At 64.8% G+C, this 18,138-nt stretch carries 19 protein-coding genes; 12 read left to right on the top strand and 7 right to left on the bottom strand.

What is annotated here, in order from left to right; all coding sequences use genetic code 11:
* Positions 1 to 93 precede the first annotated feature (93 nt).
* Positions 94 to 738 (bottom strand): TetR/AcrR family transcriptional regulator, encoded by a 645-nt coding sequence (locus tag AC5WEY_RS21000; protein ID WP_495647352.1) that lies wholly within the window; start codon positions 736 to 738, stop codon positions 94 to 96.
* Between the two features lie 69 nt (positions 739 to 807).
* On the opposite strand from AC5WEY_RS21000, the gene AC5WEY_RS20995 reads away from it, so the two are divergent.
* The 3 genes from AC5WEY_RS20995 to AC5WEY_RS20985 are packed head-to-tail and all read left to right on the top strand — an operon-like array spanning position 808 to position 4,173.
* Positions 808 to 2,376 (top strand): flavin-containing monooxygenase, encoded by a 1,569-nt coding sequence (locus tag AC5WEY_RS20995; protein WP_495647351.1) that lies wholly within the window; start codon positions 808 to 810, stop codon positions 2,374 to 2,376.
* A complete protein-coding gene (locus AC5WEY_RS20990) occupies positions 2,373 to 3,206 on the top strand; it encodes an SDR family NAD(P)-dependent oxidoreductase (protein WP_032394119.1) in 834 nt (277 codons plus the stop codon). Before AC5WEY_RS20995 ends, AC5WEY_RS20990 begins: the two co-directional genes overlap by 4 nt.
* A 13-nt stretch (positions 3,207 to 3,219) precedes the next feature.
* Positions 3,220 to 4,173, top strand: coding sequence for an alpha/beta hydrolase (locus AC5WEY_RS20985; RefSeq protein WP_495647350.1), 954 nt, complete (start codon positions 3,220 to 3,222; stop codon positions 4,171 to 4,173).
* On the opposite strand, the gene AC5WEY_RS20980 is transcribed toward AC5WEY_RS20985, so the two are convergent.
* Positions 4,129 to 5,007: a glycine betaine ABC transporter substrate-binding protein gene (locus AC5WEY_RS20980; protein WP_495647349.1), complete on the bottom strand. Its 879-nt coding sequence runs from the start codon at positions 5,005 to 5,007 to the stop codon at positions 4,129 to 4,131. The two genes, AC5WEY_RS20985 and AC5WEY_RS20980, sit on opposite strands and share 45 nt — an antisense overlap.
* Before the next feature lie 205 nt (positions 5,008 to 5,212).
* On the opposite strand from AC5WEY_RS20980, the gene AC5WEY_RS20975 reads away from it, so the two are divergent.
* From AC5WEY_RS20975 to AC5WEY_RS20960, 4 genes are read left to right on the top strand one after another with little or no spacing between them, the layout of a single operon-like run.
* Entirely contained in the window at positions 5,213 to 6,187 is a 975-nt protein-coding gene (locus AC5WEY_RS20975) for an ABC transporter substrate-binding protein (RefSeq protein WP_495647348.1), read from the top strand.
* Positions 6,187 to 7,362 carry an ABC transporter ATP-binding protein gene (locus AC5WEY_RS20970; protein WP_495647347.1) on the top strand — a complete coding sequence of 392 codons (1,176 nt, stop codon included), beginning with the start codon at positions 6,187 to 6,189 and terminating at the stop codon, positions 7,360 to 7,362. The genes AC5WEY_RS20975 and AC5WEY_RS20970 overlap by 1 nt, the downstream gene beginning before the upstream one ends.
* On the top strand, positions 7,359 to 8,024 hold the full coding sequence (locus AC5WEY_RS20965) for an ABC transporter permease (protein ID WP_495647346.1): 666 nt from the start codon (positions 7,359 to 7,361) through the stop codon (positions 8,022 to 8,024). Before AC5WEY_RS20970 ends, AC5WEY_RS20965 begins: the two co-directional genes overlap by 4 nt.
* On the top strand, positions 8,021 to 8,713 hold the full coding sequence (locus AC5WEY_RS20960; RefSeq protein ID WP_057475401.1) for an ABC transporter permease: 693 nt from the start codon (positions 8,021 to 8,023) through the stop codon (positions 8,711 to 8,713). The genes AC5WEY_RS20965 and AC5WEY_RS20960 overlap by 4 nt, the downstream gene beginning before the upstream one ends.
* Positions 8,714 to 8,803: 90 nt before the next feature.
* On the opposite strand, the gene AC5WEY_RS20955 is transcribed toward AC5WEY_RS20960, so the two are convergent.
* From AC5WEY_RS20955 to AC5WEY_RS20940, 4 genes are all read right to left on the bottom strand, one after another.
* Positions 8,804 to 10,009 (bottom strand): NAD(P)-dependent malic enzyme, encoded by a 1,206-nt coding sequence (locus AC5WEY_RS20955; protein WP_495647345.1) that lies wholly within the window; start codon positions 10,007 to 10,009, stop codon positions 8,804 to 8,806.
* 235 nt (positions 10,010 to 10,244) lie between these two features.
* Positions 10,245 to 10,538, bottom strand: coding sequence for a hypothetical protein (locus AC5WEY_RS20950; RefSeq protein WP_057475398.1), 294 nt, complete (start codon positions 10,536 to 10,538; stop codon positions 10,245 to 10,247).
* Complete coding sequence (locus AC5WEY_RS20945) at positions 10,535 to 11,149, bottom strand: MarC family protein (RefSeq protein WP_057475397.1); 615 nt, start codon at positions 11,147 to 11,149, stop codon at positions 10,535 to 10,537. The genes AC5WEY_RS20950 and AC5WEY_RS20945 overlap by 4 nt, the downstream gene beginning before the upstream one ends.
* A complete protein-coding gene (locus tag AC5WEY_RS20940) occupies positions 11,146 to 11,982 on the bottom strand; it encodes a PHP domain-containing protein (protein WP_495647344.1) in 837 nt (278 codons plus the stop codon). Before AC5WEY_RS20940 ends, AC5WEY_RS20945 begins: the two co-directional genes overlap by 4 nt.
* A gap of 57 nt (positions 11,983 to 12,039) precedes the next feature.
* On the opposite strand from AC5WEY_RS20940, the gene AC5WEY_RS20935 reads away from it, so the two are divergent.
* Together AC5WEY_RS20935 and AC5WEY_RS20930 are read left to right on the top strand one after the other, a co-directional pair.
* A complete protein-coding gene (locus tag AC5WEY_RS20935; protein ID WP_057475395.1) occupies positions 12,040 to 13,128 on the top strand; it encodes a magnesium and cobalt transport protein CorA in 1,089 nt (362 codons plus the stop codon).
* Positions 13,129 to 13,268: 140 nt separating this feature from the next.
* Positions 13,269 to 14,237, top strand: a complete 969-nt coding sequence (locus AC5WEY_RS20930; RefSeq protein ID WP_495647343.1) for an esterase/lipase family protein — start codon at positions 13,269 to 13,271, stop codon at positions 14,235 to 14,237.
* Between the two features lie 7 nt (positions 14,238 to 14,244).
* On the opposite strand, the gene AC5WEY_RS20925 is transcribed toward AC5WEY_RS20930, so the two are convergent.
* Entirely contained in the window at positions 14,245 to 14,838 is a 594-nt protein-coding gene (locus AC5WEY_RS20925) for a suppressor of fused domain protein (RefSeq protein ID WP_495647342.1), read from the bottom strand.
* 95 nt (positions 14,839 to 14,933) lie between these two features.
* Here AC5WEY_RS20925 and AC5WEY_RS20920 point away from each other — a divergent pair, with 95 nt between their 5' ends.
* The 3 genes from AC5WEY_RS20920 (at position 14,934) to AC5WEY_RS20910 (ending at position 18,081) form a co-directional block, all read left to right on the top strand.
* Positions 14,934 to 15,650, top strand: coding sequence for a metallophosphoesterase family protein (locus AC5WEY_RS20920; RefSeq protein WP_495647341.1), 717 nt, complete (start codon positions 14,934 to 14,936; stop codon positions 15,648 to 15,650).
* A complete protein-coding gene (locus AC5WEY_RS20915) occupies positions 15,640 to 16,503 on the top strand; it encodes a chromosome partitioning protein ParB (protein ID WP_495647340.1) in 864 nt (287 codons plus the stop codon). The genes AC5WEY_RS20920 and AC5WEY_RS20915 overlap by 11 nt, the downstream gene beginning before the upstream one ends.
* 141 nt (positions 16,504 to 16,644) lie before the next feature.
* Entirely contained in the window at positions 16,645 to 18,081 is a 1,437-nt protein-coding gene (locus AC5WEY_RS20910; RefSeq protein WP_495647339.1) for an MFS transporter, read from the top strand.
* Positions 18,082 to 18,138: the final 57 nt, after the last annotated feature.

Here is an 18,138-nt window from a genome sequence, read left to right as displayed (position 1 = left end):
GTCAGTCAGACTGCAACAATGGCGCATTGATCCAGACCCGGGCAGCGAGAGCCCCGGCGGGGGGCGGGGGGCGGGGGCGGGGCGAGCGGGCGATCAGGCGTCAGCGTCGCCACCCAGGAGTGCGGAGATCATGCTCGGCGCCAGGGCGACGGCAGGCAGGGCGTTGACATTGAGGTCGATGAGTTCGTCACGACTGATGTGGGGATCCCGCAGCCAGGTGATGGTTGCTTCCTCCACGAAAGCGATCCAGCCACGGACGGCGAGGTCGATGGTGGGGGTCACCTCCATGTCGAGGTTGGCGAGTTGGACGAGGGTGCGCTCGGCCATGGTGGTGCGGGTCTGCTCGAAAACCTCGCGCATCAGAGGGTCTCCGCTTGCGGTGCCCCGGAGCAGGGAGATGAAGGTGTCGCGCTTCTCGGTGACGTAGTCGACGTAGTTGGCGATGGAGTCGCGGAGAATCTCGAAGGGTTCGAGGCCGGGGTCAGGTGCGGTGCGTTCGATCATCGATCGGGAGGCCTCGCGAACGATTTCGAGGTGAAACTCCTGCTTCGACGAAAAATAGTGGAACAGTAGGCCTCGCGAAACTCCTGCTTGGTCAGCGATGTCCTCGACGGAGATCTGTTCGAGTGGCCGGTCGGCGAGCATCTCGGTGCCGAGCTCGATCAGCTGAGCTCGGCGTTGCTCGGGACTGAGTCTGGTCCTCTTCGTCGTCGCGCCGGGGCTGTTCACGATCGCCATGCAACCACCCTACTGAATATTAGTCAATAACTATTGACTCACACTCAATAAGCTTCTACGCTCCCCTACATGAGTCTTCCCGTAACAGACACTTCGGACCGTGCAACGACGCCGCGTCACGTCGATACGCTGATCATCGGCAGCGGATTCGCCGGCCTCGGTGCCGCAATCAAGCTGACGAAGGCAGGCAAGCAGGACTTCGTCGTCATCGAACGCGGCCACGACGTCGGCGGCACCTGGCGCGACAACACCTACCCCGGTGCCGCCTGCGACGTGCCGTCGCACCTGTACTCGTACTCGTTCGCGCTGAATCCGGACTGGACCCGGTCGTTCTCCACACAGCCCGAGATCCAGAAGTACATCGCCGGGGTGGCGCGCAAGTACGGCGTCATGGACAAGCACGTGTTCGGCACGGACGTGACCTCGGCTCGCTGGAACGCCGAGTCCAACCGCTGGGACGTCGAGACGACCTCGGGCAACTACACCGCGAAGATCGTCGTCTCGGCCGTCGGTGCACTGTGCGAGCCGAACCTGCCCGACATCAAGGGCATTCACGACTTCGAGGGTGACGTCTTCCACTCGGCGCAGTGGAATCACGACGTGTCGCTCGCAGGCAAGCGCGTCGCCGTCATCGGCACCGGCGCGTCGGCAATCCAGATCGTGCCCGCCATCGCGGGCCAGGTGCAGCACCTCGACGTGTATCAGCGCACGGCGCCGTGGATCCTTCCCCGCGCCGATCGCCCGTACACCAAGCTCGAGCGCTTCGCCTTCAAGCACGTGCCCGGCTTCCAGCGCCTCTCTCGCGCCGGCATCTACGCGATGCGTGAGACTCAGGTCGTCGGACTGGCCAAGGCGCAGGCCTTCATGAAGCCCCTGCAGTGGGCGGCGGAGAATCACCTGCGCACCCAGATCAAGGACAAGGCGCTCCGCGCGAAGGTGACGCCGAACTTCCGCATCGGCTGCAAGCGCATGCTGATCTCGAACGCGTACTACCCCGCTCTCGCCCAGAGCAACGTCGACCTCGTCACCGACGGCATCGCGGAGGTCCGCAAGGGATCCATCGTGACCAAGGACGGCACCGAGCGGCCGATCGACGCACTCGTCGTCGCCACCGGCTTCCACGTCACCGATTCGCCTGCCTACAAGGGCATCGTCGGCAAGGACGGTCGCACACTGGCCGACACCTTCGAAGACGGTGGCCAGCAGGGCTACAAGGGTGCGGCCGTTGCGAACTTCCCCAATATGTTCTTCCTGGTGGGCCCCAACACGGGCCTCGGACACACCTCGATGGTCTTCATGATCGAATCGCAGATCAACTACCTGGTCGACGCGTTGAACACCATCGACAAGCACGACATCGGCGTCATCGAAGTGCGTAAGGACGTGCAGGACGAGTACAACGTGACCCTGCAGGACCAGCTGTCCAAGAGCGTGTGGATGAACGGCGGCTGCGCAAGCTGGTACCTCGACAAGCACGGCAACAACACGACATTGTGGCCGGGCTTCACTTTCGAGTTCCGCAGAATCACCAAGCAGTTCGATCTCGATGCGTACCGTAGCGTCGCCACGGCAGACATCACTTCCGGAACCTCGGCGAAGACCGCGGGCAACAACACAGACAAGGTGGCCGCTCGATGAGCACATTCACTGGCAAGGTAGCCGTCGTCACCGGCGCAGGTTCGGGCATCGGCCGGGCACTGGCTCTCGAGCTGGCCGGCCGAGGAGCGAAGTTGGCACTGTCCGACGTCGACACCGCCGGACTCGACGAGACGGTCCGACGCGTCGAGGCATTGGGTGCCGAGGTCAAGTCGGATTTCTTGGATGTCTCCCAGCGCGAGACCGTGCTGGACTACGCCGAGGCCGTCGTTGCGCACTTCGGCAAGGTCAACCAGATCTACAACAACGCCGGTATTGCGTACCACGGTGACGTCGACAAGTCCTCGTTCAAGGACATCGAGCGCATCGTCGACGTCGATTTCTGGGGAGTCGTCAACGGCACCAAGGCTTTCCTACCGCACATCCAGGCCTCCGGCGACGGCCACATCATCAACATTTCCAGCCTCTTCGGCCTGCTGGCCATCCCTTCACAGTCGGCGTACAACGCGGCGAAGTTCGCCGTTCGCGGGTTCAGCGAATCCCTGCGCATCGAGATGCTGATCTCCAAGGCTCCGGTGAAGGTGACCGTGGTGCACCCCGGTGGCATCAAGACCGCAATCGCCCGCAACGCGACCGTCGCGGAGAACTACGACCAGGCCGATTTCGCCAAGTTCTTCGATACCAAGCTCGCCAAGACCACCCCGATCGACGCGGCCAAAACGATCCTCAAGGGCGTGGAGAAGGGCAAGGGCCGAGTACTCATCGGCTCCGACGCCATTGCCCTGGATCTGCTGCAGCGCATCACCGGTTCGCGCTACCAGGGCCTGATCGCCGCAGTGTCCAAGCGCGCGCTGCCGCGAACGAAGAAGTAGGCGAGCACCGACCATGAAGTCCTTCTACGTTCCCCTGCCCATCGTTGCGGCAGCGCTCAAGCCGTTCTACCGAGCCGCCCTCAATCCGCGGTTGTCGTTTCGGATGCAGCGCCGCTTCCTCGAGGCCGCGGCTCCGGCGCAGACGCTTCCGCACGGAACCGTCGCGCAGAAGATGACCCTCGCGGGCCGCAAAGCCGAGCGGGTCACCGTCGGTGCGACCGAACGCGACACCGCGATTCTGTATCTCCACGGCGGTGCCTACACGATCGGATCGATCAACACGCACCGCTCCTTGGCTGCGCACCTGGCCCGGGAATCGGCGAGTGCCGTCTACGTCCTCGACTACCGGTTGGCACCGGAAAACCCGTACCCGGCCGCACTCGACGACGCGGTGGCCGCATTCCGTGAGCTGGTCCGATCACACGGTTTTACTGCCGATCGCATCGCCATCGCGGGCGATTCGGCCGGCGGCGGTCTGACGGTGGCTACCGCCCGTCGTCTGGTGGACGACGGAACGAGCCCTGCCGCCCTCGGACTGATCTCGCCGTGGGTCGATCCCGGCGCACGGGACGCTCCCAAGGACCGCGATCTGGTGGTCAACACCGGCTGGTCCTACAGCTCGGCCGACGCCTACCTCGGCGCGGGCGATCCGATGGATCAGGGCTTTGCGCCGCTCCTGGGAAACCTGGACGGCCTGCCGCCGATCGTCATGCACGTCGGCACCGACGAGGTCCTGTACGCACAGATCACCGCGTTCGCGGACAAGCTGCGCCTGTCCGGAGCAGAACTCGAACACGTCGAGTACAAGAAGCTCTGGCACGTGGCTCATCTGCAGGCGTCGATTCTGCGGGAGGCCGCTCAGGCCGTCCAGCACATGGGCGCGTATCTGGGCCGCAAGGTCAGGGCCTCTGCGAACAGCGGCTCACAGGTTGTGCTCACCGAGCCAGCGGCCAGCGACATCGCCTGACGAAGCACCACTGCGGACCTCGCCGATCATGTCGGCGAGGTCCGCTGTCGTCAGCTCCCCCGCCACCACCGAGAACGACCTCGAGGCACTATCGCCGATCACTCCGTTGCGGTAGAGCGGAACGACGTTCTGCGCTGGATAGACGTGATCGTCGTCGGGCAGGGTTGTCAGATCTTTCGCCAGCGGGCCGAACGATGCGGTACGAATCGCCAGCACGTCGACCTCCCCGGCACTCACCCCGTCGAAGGCGGCCTGCGCATCGGCGTACGGGGTCACATCGGTGAACGACGCCCCCGTGAACGTGGGACTCCTCATACCCTGCGCAAAGACGTCCATCGGATCGACCTGGCCGTCGACGATACCCACCGTTCTTTCCTCACGACCCAGAAACTCCGTCACCGTCTCGTCGTCCGATTCACCACCCGACGCCACAGCGATGGCGATTCGATCCTCGGCCGTCGCGTAGTCCCCGACCGACAGTCCGGCGGGCAGTGAGCGGTTCAAATCCGTGTAGACGTCCTCGGCCTCGGTTGCCGCGGACAGAGTGTCGTAGGTGCGCAACAGGTCTCCGGTCAGGTCGGGAACCATCGTCACCTCACCGCGGTCCAGCGCTCCGAGATAGTCGGCACGGTCGCCCAGGTTTTCCTTCACCTCGACGTCCGCTCCCGTCGACCGCAGGCCACCGGCATAGATCTGCGCGAGCAACCGGGACATGTCCGAACTGCCGGATCCGACGACGACAGGACCGGTAGCAGGCTCGGTCACGGCACTGCAGCCGACGAGGAGTCCGGCGATCGACACCACCACAGCCGTGGCCAGAACCGACGAGCGCACTGTATTTTCTCCTGTTCATTGCCCGTGTGGTTTACCGATCCCGACCGCGGGGCACTAGTGCGAACGAGACGGTAGTCGAACCAACCTTATGGGCACGGCTATTTCGACTACCATCCCGAGCAGCCCGAGTCCTGGTTCTGCCGATGCCCCCGGGGCCGATCGGCGGAGATGGGTAGGACTGTGCCCGAACCGATGGAAGGACACCATGACCACCTCCCGACTCACGCGTGCGTTCTCCGCTCCGAGGGCAGTGGCAGCTGTTGCCGCGCTCGCTCTCTCGGTCACCGCTCTGACCGCCTGCGGCGGCAATTCGGAACCACTCTCGAGCGGTGGCGGCGAGACCAACAGCGACACCAACTCCATCATCGTCGGCTCCGCCAACTTCCCCGAGTCCGAGACGGTGGCGAACATTTACGCCGAGGCTCTGCGCGCCAATGGCTTCGAGGTGAGCACCAAGCTCAACATCGGTAGCCGTGAGGCCTACATTCCCGCCGTGCGGGACGGGTCGATCGACATGATCCCCGACTACACCGGCAACCTTCTGCAGTACTTGGACGAGTCCGCGACGGCCACGTCCTCCGAGGACGTCCTCGCGGCCCTGCCTGCGGCACTGGGCGACGACCTTGCCGTGACGGCGCAGGCCCCCGGCGAGGACAAGGATGCCGTCGTCGTCACTCGCCAGACAGCCACCGAGCGCAACCTCACCACTATCGGCGACCTCGCTCCGTTTTCCTCCGAGGTGACCTTTGCCGGTACCCCGGAATTCCAGGAACGCACCGGCGGCCTGCCCGGTCTGCGCGATAAGTACGGTCTGGACATCTCGCCCGGCAACTACATCCCGATCTCCGACGGGGGCGGCCCGGCCACCGTCGAGGCGCTGGTTTCCGGTCAGGTCGTCGCCGCGGACATCTTCACCACCGCGCCCTCGATCGCACAGAACGATCTCGTCGTGCTCGAGGATCCGGAGAACAACTTCGCTGCGCAGAACATCATTCCGGTGCTGCGCACGTCCAAGCAGTCGGACAAGCTCACTCAGGTGCTCGACGCCGTGTCGGCGCAGATCACCACCGAGGAACTGATTGCGCTGAACACGCGAGTGTCCGGTGACGAGAAGGTCGAACCCGCGGCAGCAGCGGCGGATTGGGTCAAGGAGAAGGGTCTGGACCAGCCGGTCAGCTGATGATCACCTTCGAGCACGTCAACAAGACCTATCCGGACGGCACCACGGCGGTCGACTCCTTGGACCTGGTGATCGAGCCACACTCGTTCACCGTGTTCGTGGGGCCGTCCGGCTGCGGTAAGACCACCTCGATGCGGATGATCAACCGCATGATCACACCCACCTCGGGCGTGATCACGGTGGACGGTCGCAACATCGCGGACATCGATGCCGTGAAATTGCGCCGAGGAATCGGCTACGTCATTCAGAGTGCCGGTTTGCTCCCGCATCGCACTGTCGTCGACAACGTCGCCACTGTGCCCGTGCTCAACGGCCAATCTCGTCGCGCAGCACGCACGGCTGCACTCGACGTCCTCGAACGTGTCGGCCTGGACCCGGCGTTCGCCTCGCGGTATCCGGCGCAACTGTCCGGTGGGCAGCAACAGCGGGTGGGCGTGGCGCGAGCTTTGGCCGCCGACCCGCCCATCCTGTTGATGGACGAGCCCTTCAGCGCCGTGGACCCGGTGGTTCGCGAGGAACTGCAGACCGAGATGCTGCGCCTGCAGGCCGATCTGAAGAAAACGATCGTCTTCGTCACCCATGACATCGACGAAGCCGTTCGGCTCGGTGATCACATCGCGGTCTTCGGACCACAGGGCCGCCTGCAGCAGTACGACAAGCCCGAGACCGTCCTCGCGGCACCTGCCACGCCGTTCGTGGCCGGTTTCGTCGGTCGCGACCGCGGTTACCGAGGTCTGCAGTTCCGCTCGGCGCAATCGGTGACGATGCACCCGATCGAGACGGCCACGCAGGACGAGGTGAGCAGTCTTCGGCTCGACCAGGGTCAGTGGGTTCTGGTGGTCGATTCGCAACGACGTCCGTTCGGATGGATCGATGCAACCGGCGTCGAGAAAGTGCGCGACGGCCGCAGTATCGACGAGAGCACAGCTGCAGGCGGGTCGTTGTTCCTCGAGGGCGGTGATCTGCGGCAGGCACTCGACTCCGCGATCTCGTCGCCGTCGGGCATCGGCGTCGCGGTCGATTCGTCCGGGGCGGCCGTCGGCAGTGTCGACGGCGCGGAAATACTCGAAAACCTTGCCGTACAACGCAAGTCGGAAGACGCGGAGCGCAACCGGCACCACTTCGAGGCACATCGCCCCGACAATCCTGTGACGCTCGGCAAGGACGACCAGTGACCTGGCTGTTCGACAATTTCGATGTCGTACTCGGCTACACGAAGACACACCTGTATCTCTCGCTCGTTCCATTGTTCGTCGGATTGCTGATCGCCATCCCGTTGGGCACCGTCATTCGCAACACCCGCTGGGTTCGTCGAATCACGTTGACGGTGGCCAGTATTGCGTTCACCCTTCCGTCGCTGGCGCTGTTCGTCACCATCCCGGCAGTGATCGGTCTCCCCGTTCTCGATCCGCTGAACGTCGTGATCGCTCTGGCCGTCTACTCGACGGCACTGCTGGTGCGCGCGGTACCCGAGGCACTCGACTCGGTACCGTTTGCCGTGGTCGATTCCGCCGAGGCCATGGGCTACTCGACACTGCGACGAGCAGTGACCGTCGAACTGCCCCTGGCACTTCCGGTACTCATCGCCAACATCAGGGTGGTCGCGGTCACGAACATCTCACTGGTCTCGGTGGGCTCGGTGATCGGTATCGGCGGCCTCGGTCAACTGTTCACGCAGGGCTACCAGCGTGACTATCCCGACCAGATATTCGCGGGCATCATCTCGATCGTGTTCCTGGCGTTGGTGTTCGACGCAGCCCTGTTCTTGCTGGGTCGTCGACTCACCCCGTGGACGCGCCTCGGCACGGGCTCGTCGAACAAGAAGGCACGCGCATGAATCTGTTCTCGGAGGCGTTCTCGTACATTTTCGACGGCGGAAACTGGTCCGGCCCAACGGGAATCGGCGCACGACTGATCGAGCACATGTGGTACAGCCTGTTGGCAGTACTGGTCTCGGCAGCGATTGCCATACCCATCGGCTTGTTGATCGGCCATCTACGACGCGGTGAAGCCGTGATCGTGGGCCTCGTCAACGCATTACGTTCGCTGCCCACCCTCGGCATCCTGGTGTTCCTGGTTCTGGTGATCGGGTTGGGACTGGTGCCGCCGATCATCGCGCTGGTGCTGCTCGGCATTCCGCCGCTACTGGCCGGGACGTACTCCGGCATCGCCAACGTCGACGCGAACGTGGTCGACGCCGCCCGTGCCATGGGGATGACGGAAACCCAGGTGTTGCTTCGGGTCGAGATTCCGAACGCACTCCCCCTGATCCTCGGCGGGCTGCGCAACACCACTCTCCAGATCATCGCCACTGCGACGATCGCCGCCTACGTCAACCTCGGCGGACTCGGCCGCTACATCTTCGACGGCCTGGCGCTGTACGACTACCAACGGGTGCTGGTCGGCGCAATTCTGGTAGCCGTGCTGACTCTCGTCGTCGACGGTCTGCTCGCTCTTGCGGTCTGGACATCGGTTCCGGGAACCGGCCGGCTGCGGCGGATGCCGACCGGACTGGCGAAGGTCTGACCGACCAGAGCGAAGAAGCCTTCGAACGAAAGACACCGGCGAACCGCTGGCCCGGGTGGGGCTGGGTTCGCCGGTGTTTCTTCCGTTTACCTACGCGACGCCCTCGGCTCGCGCTGCTGCCGCTACTGCGTCCGCAACGGCCGGGGCGACACGAGGATCGAGTGGGCTGGGCACGATCTTGTCCGCAGCCAACTCGTCGCCGAGAACCGAGAGGATTGCCTCGGCAGCGGCGAGCTTCATGCCTTCGGTGATGCGGCGGGCACCCGCGTCGAGCGCGCCCTTGAACACACCGGGGAAGGCGAGAACATTGTTGATCTGGTTTGGGAAATCGCTACGTCCGGTCGCGACGATGGCGGCATACTTCCTCGCCACCTCCGGGTGGATCTCGGGATCGGGGTTCGACAGCGCGAACACGATGGCCTCCGGGGCCATGGAGGCGATGTAGGCCTCGTCGACCTTGCCCGCGGACAGACCCAGGAACACGTCTGCACCGGCCAGGGCGTCGCCCGCTCCGCCGGACAGCCCACGGGGGTTGGTGCGCGCCGCGAGATCGGTCTTCACGCTGGTGAGGTCCTGGCGATCAGCGGAGACGATCCCCTTCGAGTCCAGCACGATCACGTCCCGGGTGCCGGCCAGGAGGAGCATGTTGGCACACGCCACGCCTGCTGCCCCGGCTCCGGAAATCACGACCTTCAGTTCTGCGGTACTGCGGCCCTGAACCTTCGCGGCCCCGTTGAGCGCGGCCAGCACGACGATGGCGGTGCCGTGCTGGTCGTCGTGCATGACCGGGCACTCGAGCGCGTCGACGACGCGTCGCTCTATCTCGAAGCAGCGCGGGGCCGAGATGTCTTCGAGGTTCACGGCACCGAAACTGTGCCGCAGCCGCACGATCGTCTCTACGATGTCGTCGACGTCGTTGGTGTCGAGAACGATCGGGATGGAGTCGAGGCCCGCGAACTTCTTGAACAGTGCTGCCTTGCCCTCCATCACCGGCAACGATGCGCGAGGACCGATGTCGCCCAGGCCGAGCACTGCGGAACCGTCGGAAATGACGGCGACGAGGCGATCGGTCCAGGTGTAGCGCTTGGCGAGCGACGGATCGGCCGCGATGGCGCGGCTGACCTGGGCTACCCCGGGGGTGTAGGCGATGGACAGATCCCGTTGGGTCTCGAGCGGCGCGGCCAACTCGACCGACAGCTTTCCGCCGAGATGGCCGGCGAAGATCTCCTCGTCGGTGATCGCGGCCGGCACTGCCGTTGCCGAGTTCGGTGCTGTGGTGTCTTCGACTGCCGTCACGGTGAAAGCTCCTTGCACTGTCGACCTCGACCAGCAAGGCGACGCGTGTCGACGAAGTGAGTGGTTCTGGGAATCGAGAGTGCTCGGAGTGCGCCAGTGCTGGCTGCAAACTGCCGAAAGCGTGTCTCGCAGGTGCGGCGGGTGTGCCGACACGGTCAGCGACGGGCTGTAGCCCGATCGGTGGCCCCAGTGTGCCACACCGCCCAGCTACCTGACCACAGAGTCAGAAGTGTCCTCACTGCCACCATTGCGTCCACAGCACGAGGGCCGTGACGACGAAGACGACAAGTGCACCGGCGAACGCGGAGAAGCCACGCCGATGATCTGCGATGCGCTGGGCGACGACGGCCACCACGGCGGCGGCGATGTGTGCAGCGACGGACAGAGCCCCGGGCCCCGGGAAGCCGCGGGAGTGCCCGAGATACTGAGTGACGGCCACACCGATCGCGAGCACCACCAGTCCGGCGGTGACGACACCACTGAACCCGCGCAGGAAGCGGAGCCCCGCTCCCGCTCCGGCCCCGCTCATCCGCCGGCCACGAATCCGCGGACCGAATCCGCGATCAACTGCACCGCGATGGCGGCAAGCAGCAAACCTGCGATGCGCGCCAGCAGCGAGATGCCACCTTCGCCGAGCAGACGGATCAACACTGTCGAGAATCGCAGGACCAGGAAGAACAGCACGTGAATGGTGATGATGCCCAGCGCAATCGCCAGCAAGGAGCTCGCATCACCGTCGGCCTGGCTGACGTAGACGATCACTGCGGCGATGGCGCCGGGACCTGCCATCAGCGGAGTTCCGAGCGGCACGAGGGCCACGTTGACGTCCTCCGCCGCGGAGTCCCCGCCCGCACCCTTGCCGGTGAGCAACGACAGGGCGATGAGCAGGAGCAGTAATCCGCCCGCGCCCTGCAGAGCGGGAATGCCGATGTGCAGGTAGCTCAGGATCGCCTGACCGCCGATGGCGAACACCGAGATGACGGTCAACGAGACGGCGGGTGCCTGCCACGCGGCCTTGTTGCGAGCTTCCTTGCTCTTGCGGCCCACCAGGGACAGGAACACCGGGATAGCGCCCGGCGGATCCATGATGACGAACAGGGTGATGAGCACCGTCAGGTAGAGCGTCACATCGAAGGTCATGAGCGAGCCGCCGCGACTATTCGGTCGTAGTGCTCCGGGGCGGTGGTGTATTCGCCGAGTTGCACCGTCTTGTTGGTCCCGTGGTAATCCGAGGAGCCCGTGACGATCAGGTCCAGTTCGGCGGCGAGATCGGCCATCACCACAGTGTCCTCCGGCGAATGGTCCATGTGATGCACCTCGACTCCGCCCAACCCCAAGGGCGTCAGTTCCCGAATCTGGTTCAGGTCCAGGATGCGACCGCGCGCGCGGGCCCGAGCATGCGCGAGCACGCTCACCCCGCCTGCTGCCGCGATCATCTGTACCGCGGACTCGAGCGGAGTGTCCACCTTCTCCACGTAGTACTTGCCGTCGGTCGCCAACGGCCCGGCGAACGCGGCGTTCATGTCCGGGACGTAGCCGGCATCGATCAGTGCACGGCCGAGATGGGGACGCCCGGCTGCGGCCCCGGCCGAGGCCAAGACTGCGTCGGGATCGATCGGCAAACCGTTGGCCGCCATCTTCTCGGCAATGGCTCGCAACCTCGTCACCCGTTCGCCGCGCAGACGCGCGCGCTCCGCCGCGAACGCTTCGTTCTCGGGATCGAAGAGGTACGCGAGCAGGTGCACAGGAACCGGCTCGCCGTCCTCACCTCGTCCGGTGCAGGAGAGCTCCATACCGCGCACGAGCGTCAGACCGGGAGGAACGGCCGCAGCCGCTTCGTCCCAGCCCGAGGTGGTGTCGTGGTCGGTCAGCGCCACCACCGACAGCCCCGCCGCCGACGCTGCACGGACCAGCTCGGCCGGGCTGTCGGTACCGTCGGACGCCGTCGAGTGGGTATGAAGATCGATGAGCACCTCGACAGTGTTCCAGGCTCGCCCTCTCGTCGTTTTGCTGGCGTACGATTGCCCGCCATGCCGTCCCTTCCACCTCGACCGTCGCTACCGTCACTGCATCGACGAGGACCCAAGGCCGCACCCGATGCCGGTCCGAGAATTCCGGTGCCCACGGCGCGTGCGATCGTCGATTGCGCGGTGTACGTCGACGGCTCCCGATTGCCCGGCAGATTCACTCACACCTCGGCGATCGCGGAGGTGCGTTCGCGCGGCGAAGGCTTCGTGTGGGTCGGCCTGCATGCGCCCGACGACCATCAGATGAACGCGATCGCGCAGTGCTACGGGTTGCACGAATTGATGGTCGAAGACACCGTGCACGCACATCAGCGACCGAAACTCGAGCGCTACGACGACGTCGCGTTCCTGGTGCTGCGCACGGTGAAGTACGTAGAGCACGAGTCGGTGACCACCGCCAACGAGATCGTCGAGAGCGGCGAGATAATGGTGATGGTCGGCAGCGACTTCGTCATCACCGTCCGGCACGGGGAACATTCGGGTTTGGCCGGCGTCAGGCAGCGCCTGGAAGCGAACCCGGAGCAGCTCGCACTCGGGCCGTCGGCGGTGCTGCACGCGGTGGCCGACCACGTCGTCGACGAGTATCTGGCGGTGACCGAGTCGATCGAGCGGGACGTCGACGGTATGGAGGAGGAAGTCTTCTCTCCGCACCATCACGTGCCCATCGAGAACATCTACTTGCTCAAGCGCGAGGTCGTCGAGCTACGCCGATCGGTGACGCCGCTGTCGACGCCGCTGGCCCGTCTGGTGCAGGAACCGAGTGTGCCCAAGGCCGTACGACGGTATCTGCGCGACGTACAGGACCACCACACCACCGTGGCCGAGCGGATCTCGGAATACGACGAAGTACTCAGTTCGCTGGTCGATGCCGCATTGGCCCGGGTGACGATGCAGCAGAACCTGGACATGCGCAAGATCTCGGCGTGGGTGGCGATCGCCGCCGTGCCGACGATGGTGGCCGGAATTTACGGCATGAACTTCGACAACATGCCCGAGTTGCACTGGACGTACGGCTATCACACGATCGTCGCGATCGTGGCCTGCGTGTGCGTGGGCATGTGGCGCACGTTCCACAAGAACAATTGGCTCTAGCGGCCACACGGCACCTTGGACATCGCCCAACAAGCGGACGCGATCGTTGGTGATTCCCCCGAAGCTCCACAGGTGTTGAGCCCACCGGCCCTGACCGGATGACACTGCACAAGACCTGCAGTTCATTTCGGAAGGTAACGATGAGAATCCGCACACTGGTACTGGCCGTCGTCGCCGCCGCGATCTGTTCGTCCGCACCGGGGGCGGCGTCGGCTGAGCCTGCTCACGCCGATCCCACCGGCCCACCGCTGACCGTCGCGCAAGCCGATCTGGACAAGGCGCTGACATGCACCACGGATCTGCACGACGCCACCCGCGATCCGGTTCTGCTCACCCCGGCTTTCGCCACCGATCAGCAATCGTTCGGCTGGAACTACTTGCAGTCGCTGCCTGCCATCGGAATCCCGGTGTGCAGCCTGTCGTTCCCCGACGAGGGCTACGGAGACCTACAGATCTCGGCGGAGTACGTCGTACACGCAGTTCGGACGATGGCCGCCGACAGTGGCCGCAAGGTCGTCATGATGGGCCACCAGCACGGCCCCTTGGACGAACTGTGGGCTCTGACGTTCTGGCCGGACCTGCCTGCGCTGGTGTCGGATGTCATCTCGCTCGCCACCCCGTACAACGGGACCGACTCGGCGCGCTCGGGATGTGACGACGCGCAGAAGTGCCCGCCGGCGAACTGGCAGATCGCAACCGGGTCGCACTTCCTCACTGCGCTTTCCGCACGTCCGTTACCGCAGGGTCCCGGCTACACGTCGATCTTCACGCGATTCGACGAATTGATCTATCCGCAGCCTCGCGCCAGCACCCTCGAAGGGGCCGCGAACATCGCAGTGCAGGACGTCTGTCCGCTGCGGCCGGTCGAGCACTTCGGCATTCTCGGTGACAACGTCGCGTACAACATCGTGCTCGATGCCCTAGAGCACGACGGACCCGCTGTGCGGCAACGTATTTCGAAGAACCTTTGTTTCACCACGACGATGCCGAATCTGCGCTACACACTGAAATCGTCGATCTCCGGATTTGCCTACGGCCTCGGTGTTCCCCAACATTTCGAGAACGACTCGGTGGACGCCGAACCCGAGCTGGCGTCCTATGCGCGGTAGCGCCGGATCAGAGGCTGGCTGCGGACCGGTTCGGGTCTCGGACGTCGATTCCCGCTTCTGTCCATGCCTCGCGCAGCGCGTCGGCTCCGCGCAACCGCACCCAGGCCGCCTCGGTGCCCGTGAGCGGGACGGCGGCCAGAAAGCGAACCGGATCGTAGGGCTCGGGCAGTGTCAGTTCTGCGATGTCACTCTCCCCGAGCAGCACGGCGGTGAACGGCGCGTTGGTCCACAGTGGCTCACTCAGATCGAGCAGCGCGTCCTCGACCAGTACGACGCCCTCCACCGCGGGTGACGCAGCGAGGACGGCCACGCTCTTGTGCACGCCCGACGCCACGCCTGCACCACCTCGGAGAGTCAGCACCAGTTCGGCCCGGGGGCCGCGCGAGGGATCTGCGACGAGTTCGTTGGGGTCGGCCATGGGATGACGAGAACAGCCGAGACTGACGTAGCGAACCACGTCGGAGTGCGCGCCGAATCTCAAGACGTCCAACGGCTCGAGGCCGAGGAACGTCACCGACGCCGACGACGGGTTCTCGTCGCCGATCTCGGTCAGCAGGTGTGCGCGTACCGCTGCAATGACACTGTCGCTCACGAGGTCCATCCAACACTGTCGCTCACCTGATCCATCCAACACCACCGATGCCCGAGAAGTCCGTTCGGAGGTGCCACGCAACGGAGGTAGGTACCGTCGTACCCGTGGTCTCCGTTCTTGCAGTGTCCGACGAAACGATCGAATCCCTGTGGAGTCCGCAGGTGAAGTCGCTCGGAGTCGACCTCGTTCTCGGCGCAGGCGACCTGCCGTTCGACTACCTCGAATACCTCACCGATGCTTTGAACGCGCCGTGCGTGTTCGTGCCCGGTAACCACGACGCAGACCTCACCGGCTACTCGGCCGGACGTGCGGGATGGATGCGCGCCGGGCTCCCCACCACCTGGCCCGGACCTGTCGGTGCTGTCAACGCCGACCGCCGAATCGTCTCGGTTGCGGGCCTGCGGATTGCCGGCCTCGGCGGGTCCATCCGCTACAACGGTGGGCCCAACCAATGGACCCAGCGGCAGCAGCGTCGGCGTTCACGCACCCTGACCCGGACGTTCGCGTGGCATCGCAACGTCCGCAACGACTCTCGACCCCTGGACATTCTGTTGACCCACAGTCCGCCGCTCGGTGTCGGAGACGACACCGACCCTGCCCACATCGGTTTCGACTGCCTCGACGAAGTGACGCGCAGACTCGCCCCACAGTTGTTGGTGCACGGCCATATTCATCCGCACGGCGCTACGCCGGAGGATCTGACACTGCACGGCGCAGCGGTGATCAACACCGTCGGGTACACGCTGCTCGAGATCGAACCGGGCGGACAGAGAGCCGAATTCGAGGCACCGAGGATCGTGAGGCGCAGGCATGGCACGTGACACCGGATTTCCGGCCGCCGATGCGGAGAACGACTTCACCCGCCAGCGTCGACGCGCCGACGTCGCCCGTCTGGTCGGATGGCTCCGGCGTCAACCCGACGACGTCAACACCATCCTGCCGTTCGACGAGGTGGTTGCCGCGCTCGGCAAGGTGGGCGAGCGTCACCTCGGCCTGCAGGTCATTCGCGTCGAGACCATCGTAGGCAGCGTCGACCGTACGCGGGATTTCGATCGCTTCTTTCGTCCGACGTCGGCGCGCATCCGTGAACGCTGGCAGCGACTGGCCGCCGCCCAACGCCGCGGCGAGGCGATGCCCCCGATCCAGGTGTACCGCATCGGGGGCATGCACTTCGTCGTCGACGGCCATCATCGGGTGTCCATCGCGTTCGCGATGCACCGAACGTCGATCGACGCAGTTGTCACCGAGATCATCACGCGCATCTCCCCCGAGGGCATCACCCGACGCGGCGATCTGCTGATCAAGGATCACCGCCGCATCTTCCTCGGTCGTGTGCCGTTGGTGGGCAAGGCCCGCGAGGCCGTGAAGGTGACCGATCCGTTCGATTACGCCCAGCTCAGTGAATCGGTGGAGGCCTGGGGCTTTCGCTTGATGCAGGAGGTGGGCGAATTCGTCGACCGCGGTACCGTCGCGCGGCGCTGGTTCGGTGAGGAGTACCTGCCCGTGGTGCGCATGGTGCGCGCGGCCGAAATCCTCGAAGATCGCACGGACGCCGAGGCGTACCTCTGGATGAGCCGGGAGCGTTACCGCCTGGTACGCGAACACGTCTGGAACGACGAGATCGTCAGCGAACTCCGGCAGAAGGCTCTGGGCAAACCCATCCGGCCGCAGTAGAGCCCGCGTCGATGCTCGGCGGCCGCGGCGGCCCAGGCTCACTTCCCTGGTGCACCGATGTCTGATAGTTAATTAGATGCGTTCATCATTTTAATTCTTCGGTTTCACCGCATAGTCGATACGTAACGAGGTAGTTCTTCCATGTCCACCCGCCGCATCCTGCTGCCCGGACTCTGTTTCATCGTCATGACTCTCGCCGTTCTGCAGACGATGGTGGTCCCCATCGTGCTGACAATCGGCACCCAACTCGGAGTCGGCACCACCGCCGCCGGATGGGTACTGACGGCCAATCTTCTCGCAGCAGTGATCGCCACCCCGGTCATCGGTAGGCTCGCCGACCTGCACGGCAAGCGTCCGGTGCTGATCGGTGTGCTCACCGTGGTCCTTGCCGGATCGCTACTCGCAGCCCTGACCGACTCGTTGCTGTGGCTGATCGTCGGACGGGTCCTGCAGGGCGTGTCCTACGCACTGTTCCCCATCGCGCTCGCCGTCCTTCGTGACGAGATGCCTCCTCGTAAACTCGTCGGCTCGATGGCCGTCCTGTCCGGCACATTGGGCGTCGGCGGCGGGTTCGGGCTGGTGTTGACCGGGCTGCTGACGGCCAATGGTGCCGACTACCACCGCGTGTTCTGGCTCACTGTCGCGTTCGTCGTGATTGCCCTCGCGATCGCCTGGTTCGGCGTACCGGCGCGTCCGAGAACAAGCGGCGGCACCGTCGACTGGTGGGGAGCTGCTCTGCTCGCAGTGACTCTGCTGCTGCTCTTCCTCGCCCTGACCCAGGGCCGCACGTGGGGGTGGGGTTCGATTGCCACCATCGGCTGCGCGGTCGTAGGTGTCGTTGCGGGTGCAGTCTGGTGGAACTTCGAGAAGCGCGTCGGCGAGCCGCTCGTCGCACCCCGCATGCTCACCCACGGACCGTTGCTCGCCACCAATGTCGCCACCCTGTTCGTCGGCATCGGGATGTTCGTCAACTTCCTCGCCTGCTCGTACTTCGTGCAGACACCACGCGCCGTGGCCGGCTACGGCTTCACCGCGAACGTTCTCGAAGCGAGCGTCGTCTATCTACTACCCGGTGCCGCCGTAGGAGTAGTAGCGGCCGTCGTCAGCGGCCGCCTCATCCGGTCGTTCGGACCGCGCCGAGTGCTGATCGCGGGAGCCGTCATCGGGCTGGTCGGATTCGTCTTCGTCGCACTCGCTCACGATCACACCTGGCAGCTGATCACCGCAGGCATCGTCATCAACATGTTCGTCAGCCTCGCGTTCGCTGCCCTGCCGAACCTGCTCATGGCCGAGGTCAGCGCATCGGACACCGGGGTGGCGAACAGCGTCAACTCGATCGTCCGGACGGTCGGTACCTCGATTGCCAGCGCCACGCTGTCCACCGTTCTCGCCATGTTCACCAGCGACGGGACAGCTGTTGCGCGCGAAAGTGTGTACACCGCAGCCTTTGTCGCAGGGGCGGTGGCCTGCCTCGTCGTCGTACTCGCGGCCTTGGCCATCAGGAGCACGCCGGCCAGTCGGGACTCGGTGAAAGTGGCCGAGTCCGAACCGAACACCACGTCGAACGTGCCACTCTGAGCCTGCGGCATGTGAGCGAAACTTCGTAGCCCACTACGAAGTTCCGCTCACATGCGC

The sequence above is a fragment of the Rhodococcoides sp. S146-33 genome (assembly GCF_059489205.1).
Note: the sequence above shows the minus strand (reverse complement) of the source record. Positions and strands in the feature narration are given on the sequence as shown.

Bases quoted from the DNA above. Each gene is read 5' to 3' on its own strand.
- AC5WEY_RS21000 (WP_495647352.1), bottom strand. From the start codon at position 738: ATGGCGATCGTGAACAGCCCCGGCGCGACGACGAAGAGGACCAGACTC.
- AC5WEY_RS20930 (WP_495647343.1), top strand. From the start codon at position 13,269: ATGAGAATCCGCACACTGGTACTGGCCGTCGTCGCCGCCGCGATCTGT.
- AC5WEY_RS20910 (WP_495647339.1), top strand. From the start codon at position 16,645: ATGTCCACCCGCCGCATCCTGCTGCCCGGACTCTGTTTCATCGTCATG.
- AC5WEY_RS20975 (WP_495647348.1), top strand. From the start codon at position 5,213: ATGACCACCTCCCGACTCACGCGTGCGTTCTCCGCTCCGAGGGCAGTG.
- AC5WEY_RS20935 (WP_057475395.1), top strand. From the start codon at position 12,040: ATGCCGTCCCTTCCACCTCGACCGTCGCTACCGTCACTGCATCGACGA.
- AC5WEY_RS20995 (WP_495647351.1), top strand. From the start codon at position 808: ATGAGTCTTCCCGTAACAGACACTTCGGACCGTGCAACGACGCCGCGT.
- AC5WEY_RS20990 (WP_032394119.1), top strand. From the start codon at position 2,373: ATGAGCACATTCACTGGCAAGGTAGCCGTCGTCACCGGCGCAGGTTCG.
- AC5WEY_RS20925 (WP_495647342.1), bottom strand. From the start codon at position 14,838: ATGGACCTCGTGAGCGACAGTGTCATTGCAGCGGTACGCGCACACCTG.
- AC5WEY_RS20915 (WP_495647340.1), top strand. From the start codon at position 15,640: ATGGCACGTGACACCGGATTTCCGGCCGCCGATGCGGAGAACGACTTC.
- AC5WEY_RS20960 (WP_057475401.1), top strand. From the start codon at position 8,021: ATGAATCTGTTCTCGGAGGCGTTCTCGTACATTTTCGACGGCGGAAAC.
- AC5WEY_RS20985 (WP_495647350.1), top strand. From the start codon at position 3,220: ATGAAGTCCTTCTACGTTCCCCTGCCCATCGTTGCGGCAGCGCTCAAG.
- AC5WEY_RS20945 (WP_057475397.1), bottom strand. From the start codon at position 11,149: ATGACCTTCGATGTGACGCTCTACCTGACGGTGCTCATCACCCTGTTC.
- AC5WEY_RS20950 (WP_057475398.1), bottom strand. From the start codon at position 10,538: ATGAGCGGGGCCGGAGCGGGAGCGGGGCTCCGCTTCCTGCGCGGGTTC.
- AC5WEY_RS20970 (WP_495647347.1), top strand. From the start codon at position 6,187: ATGATCACCTTCGAGCACGTCAACAAGACCTATCCGGACGGCACCACG.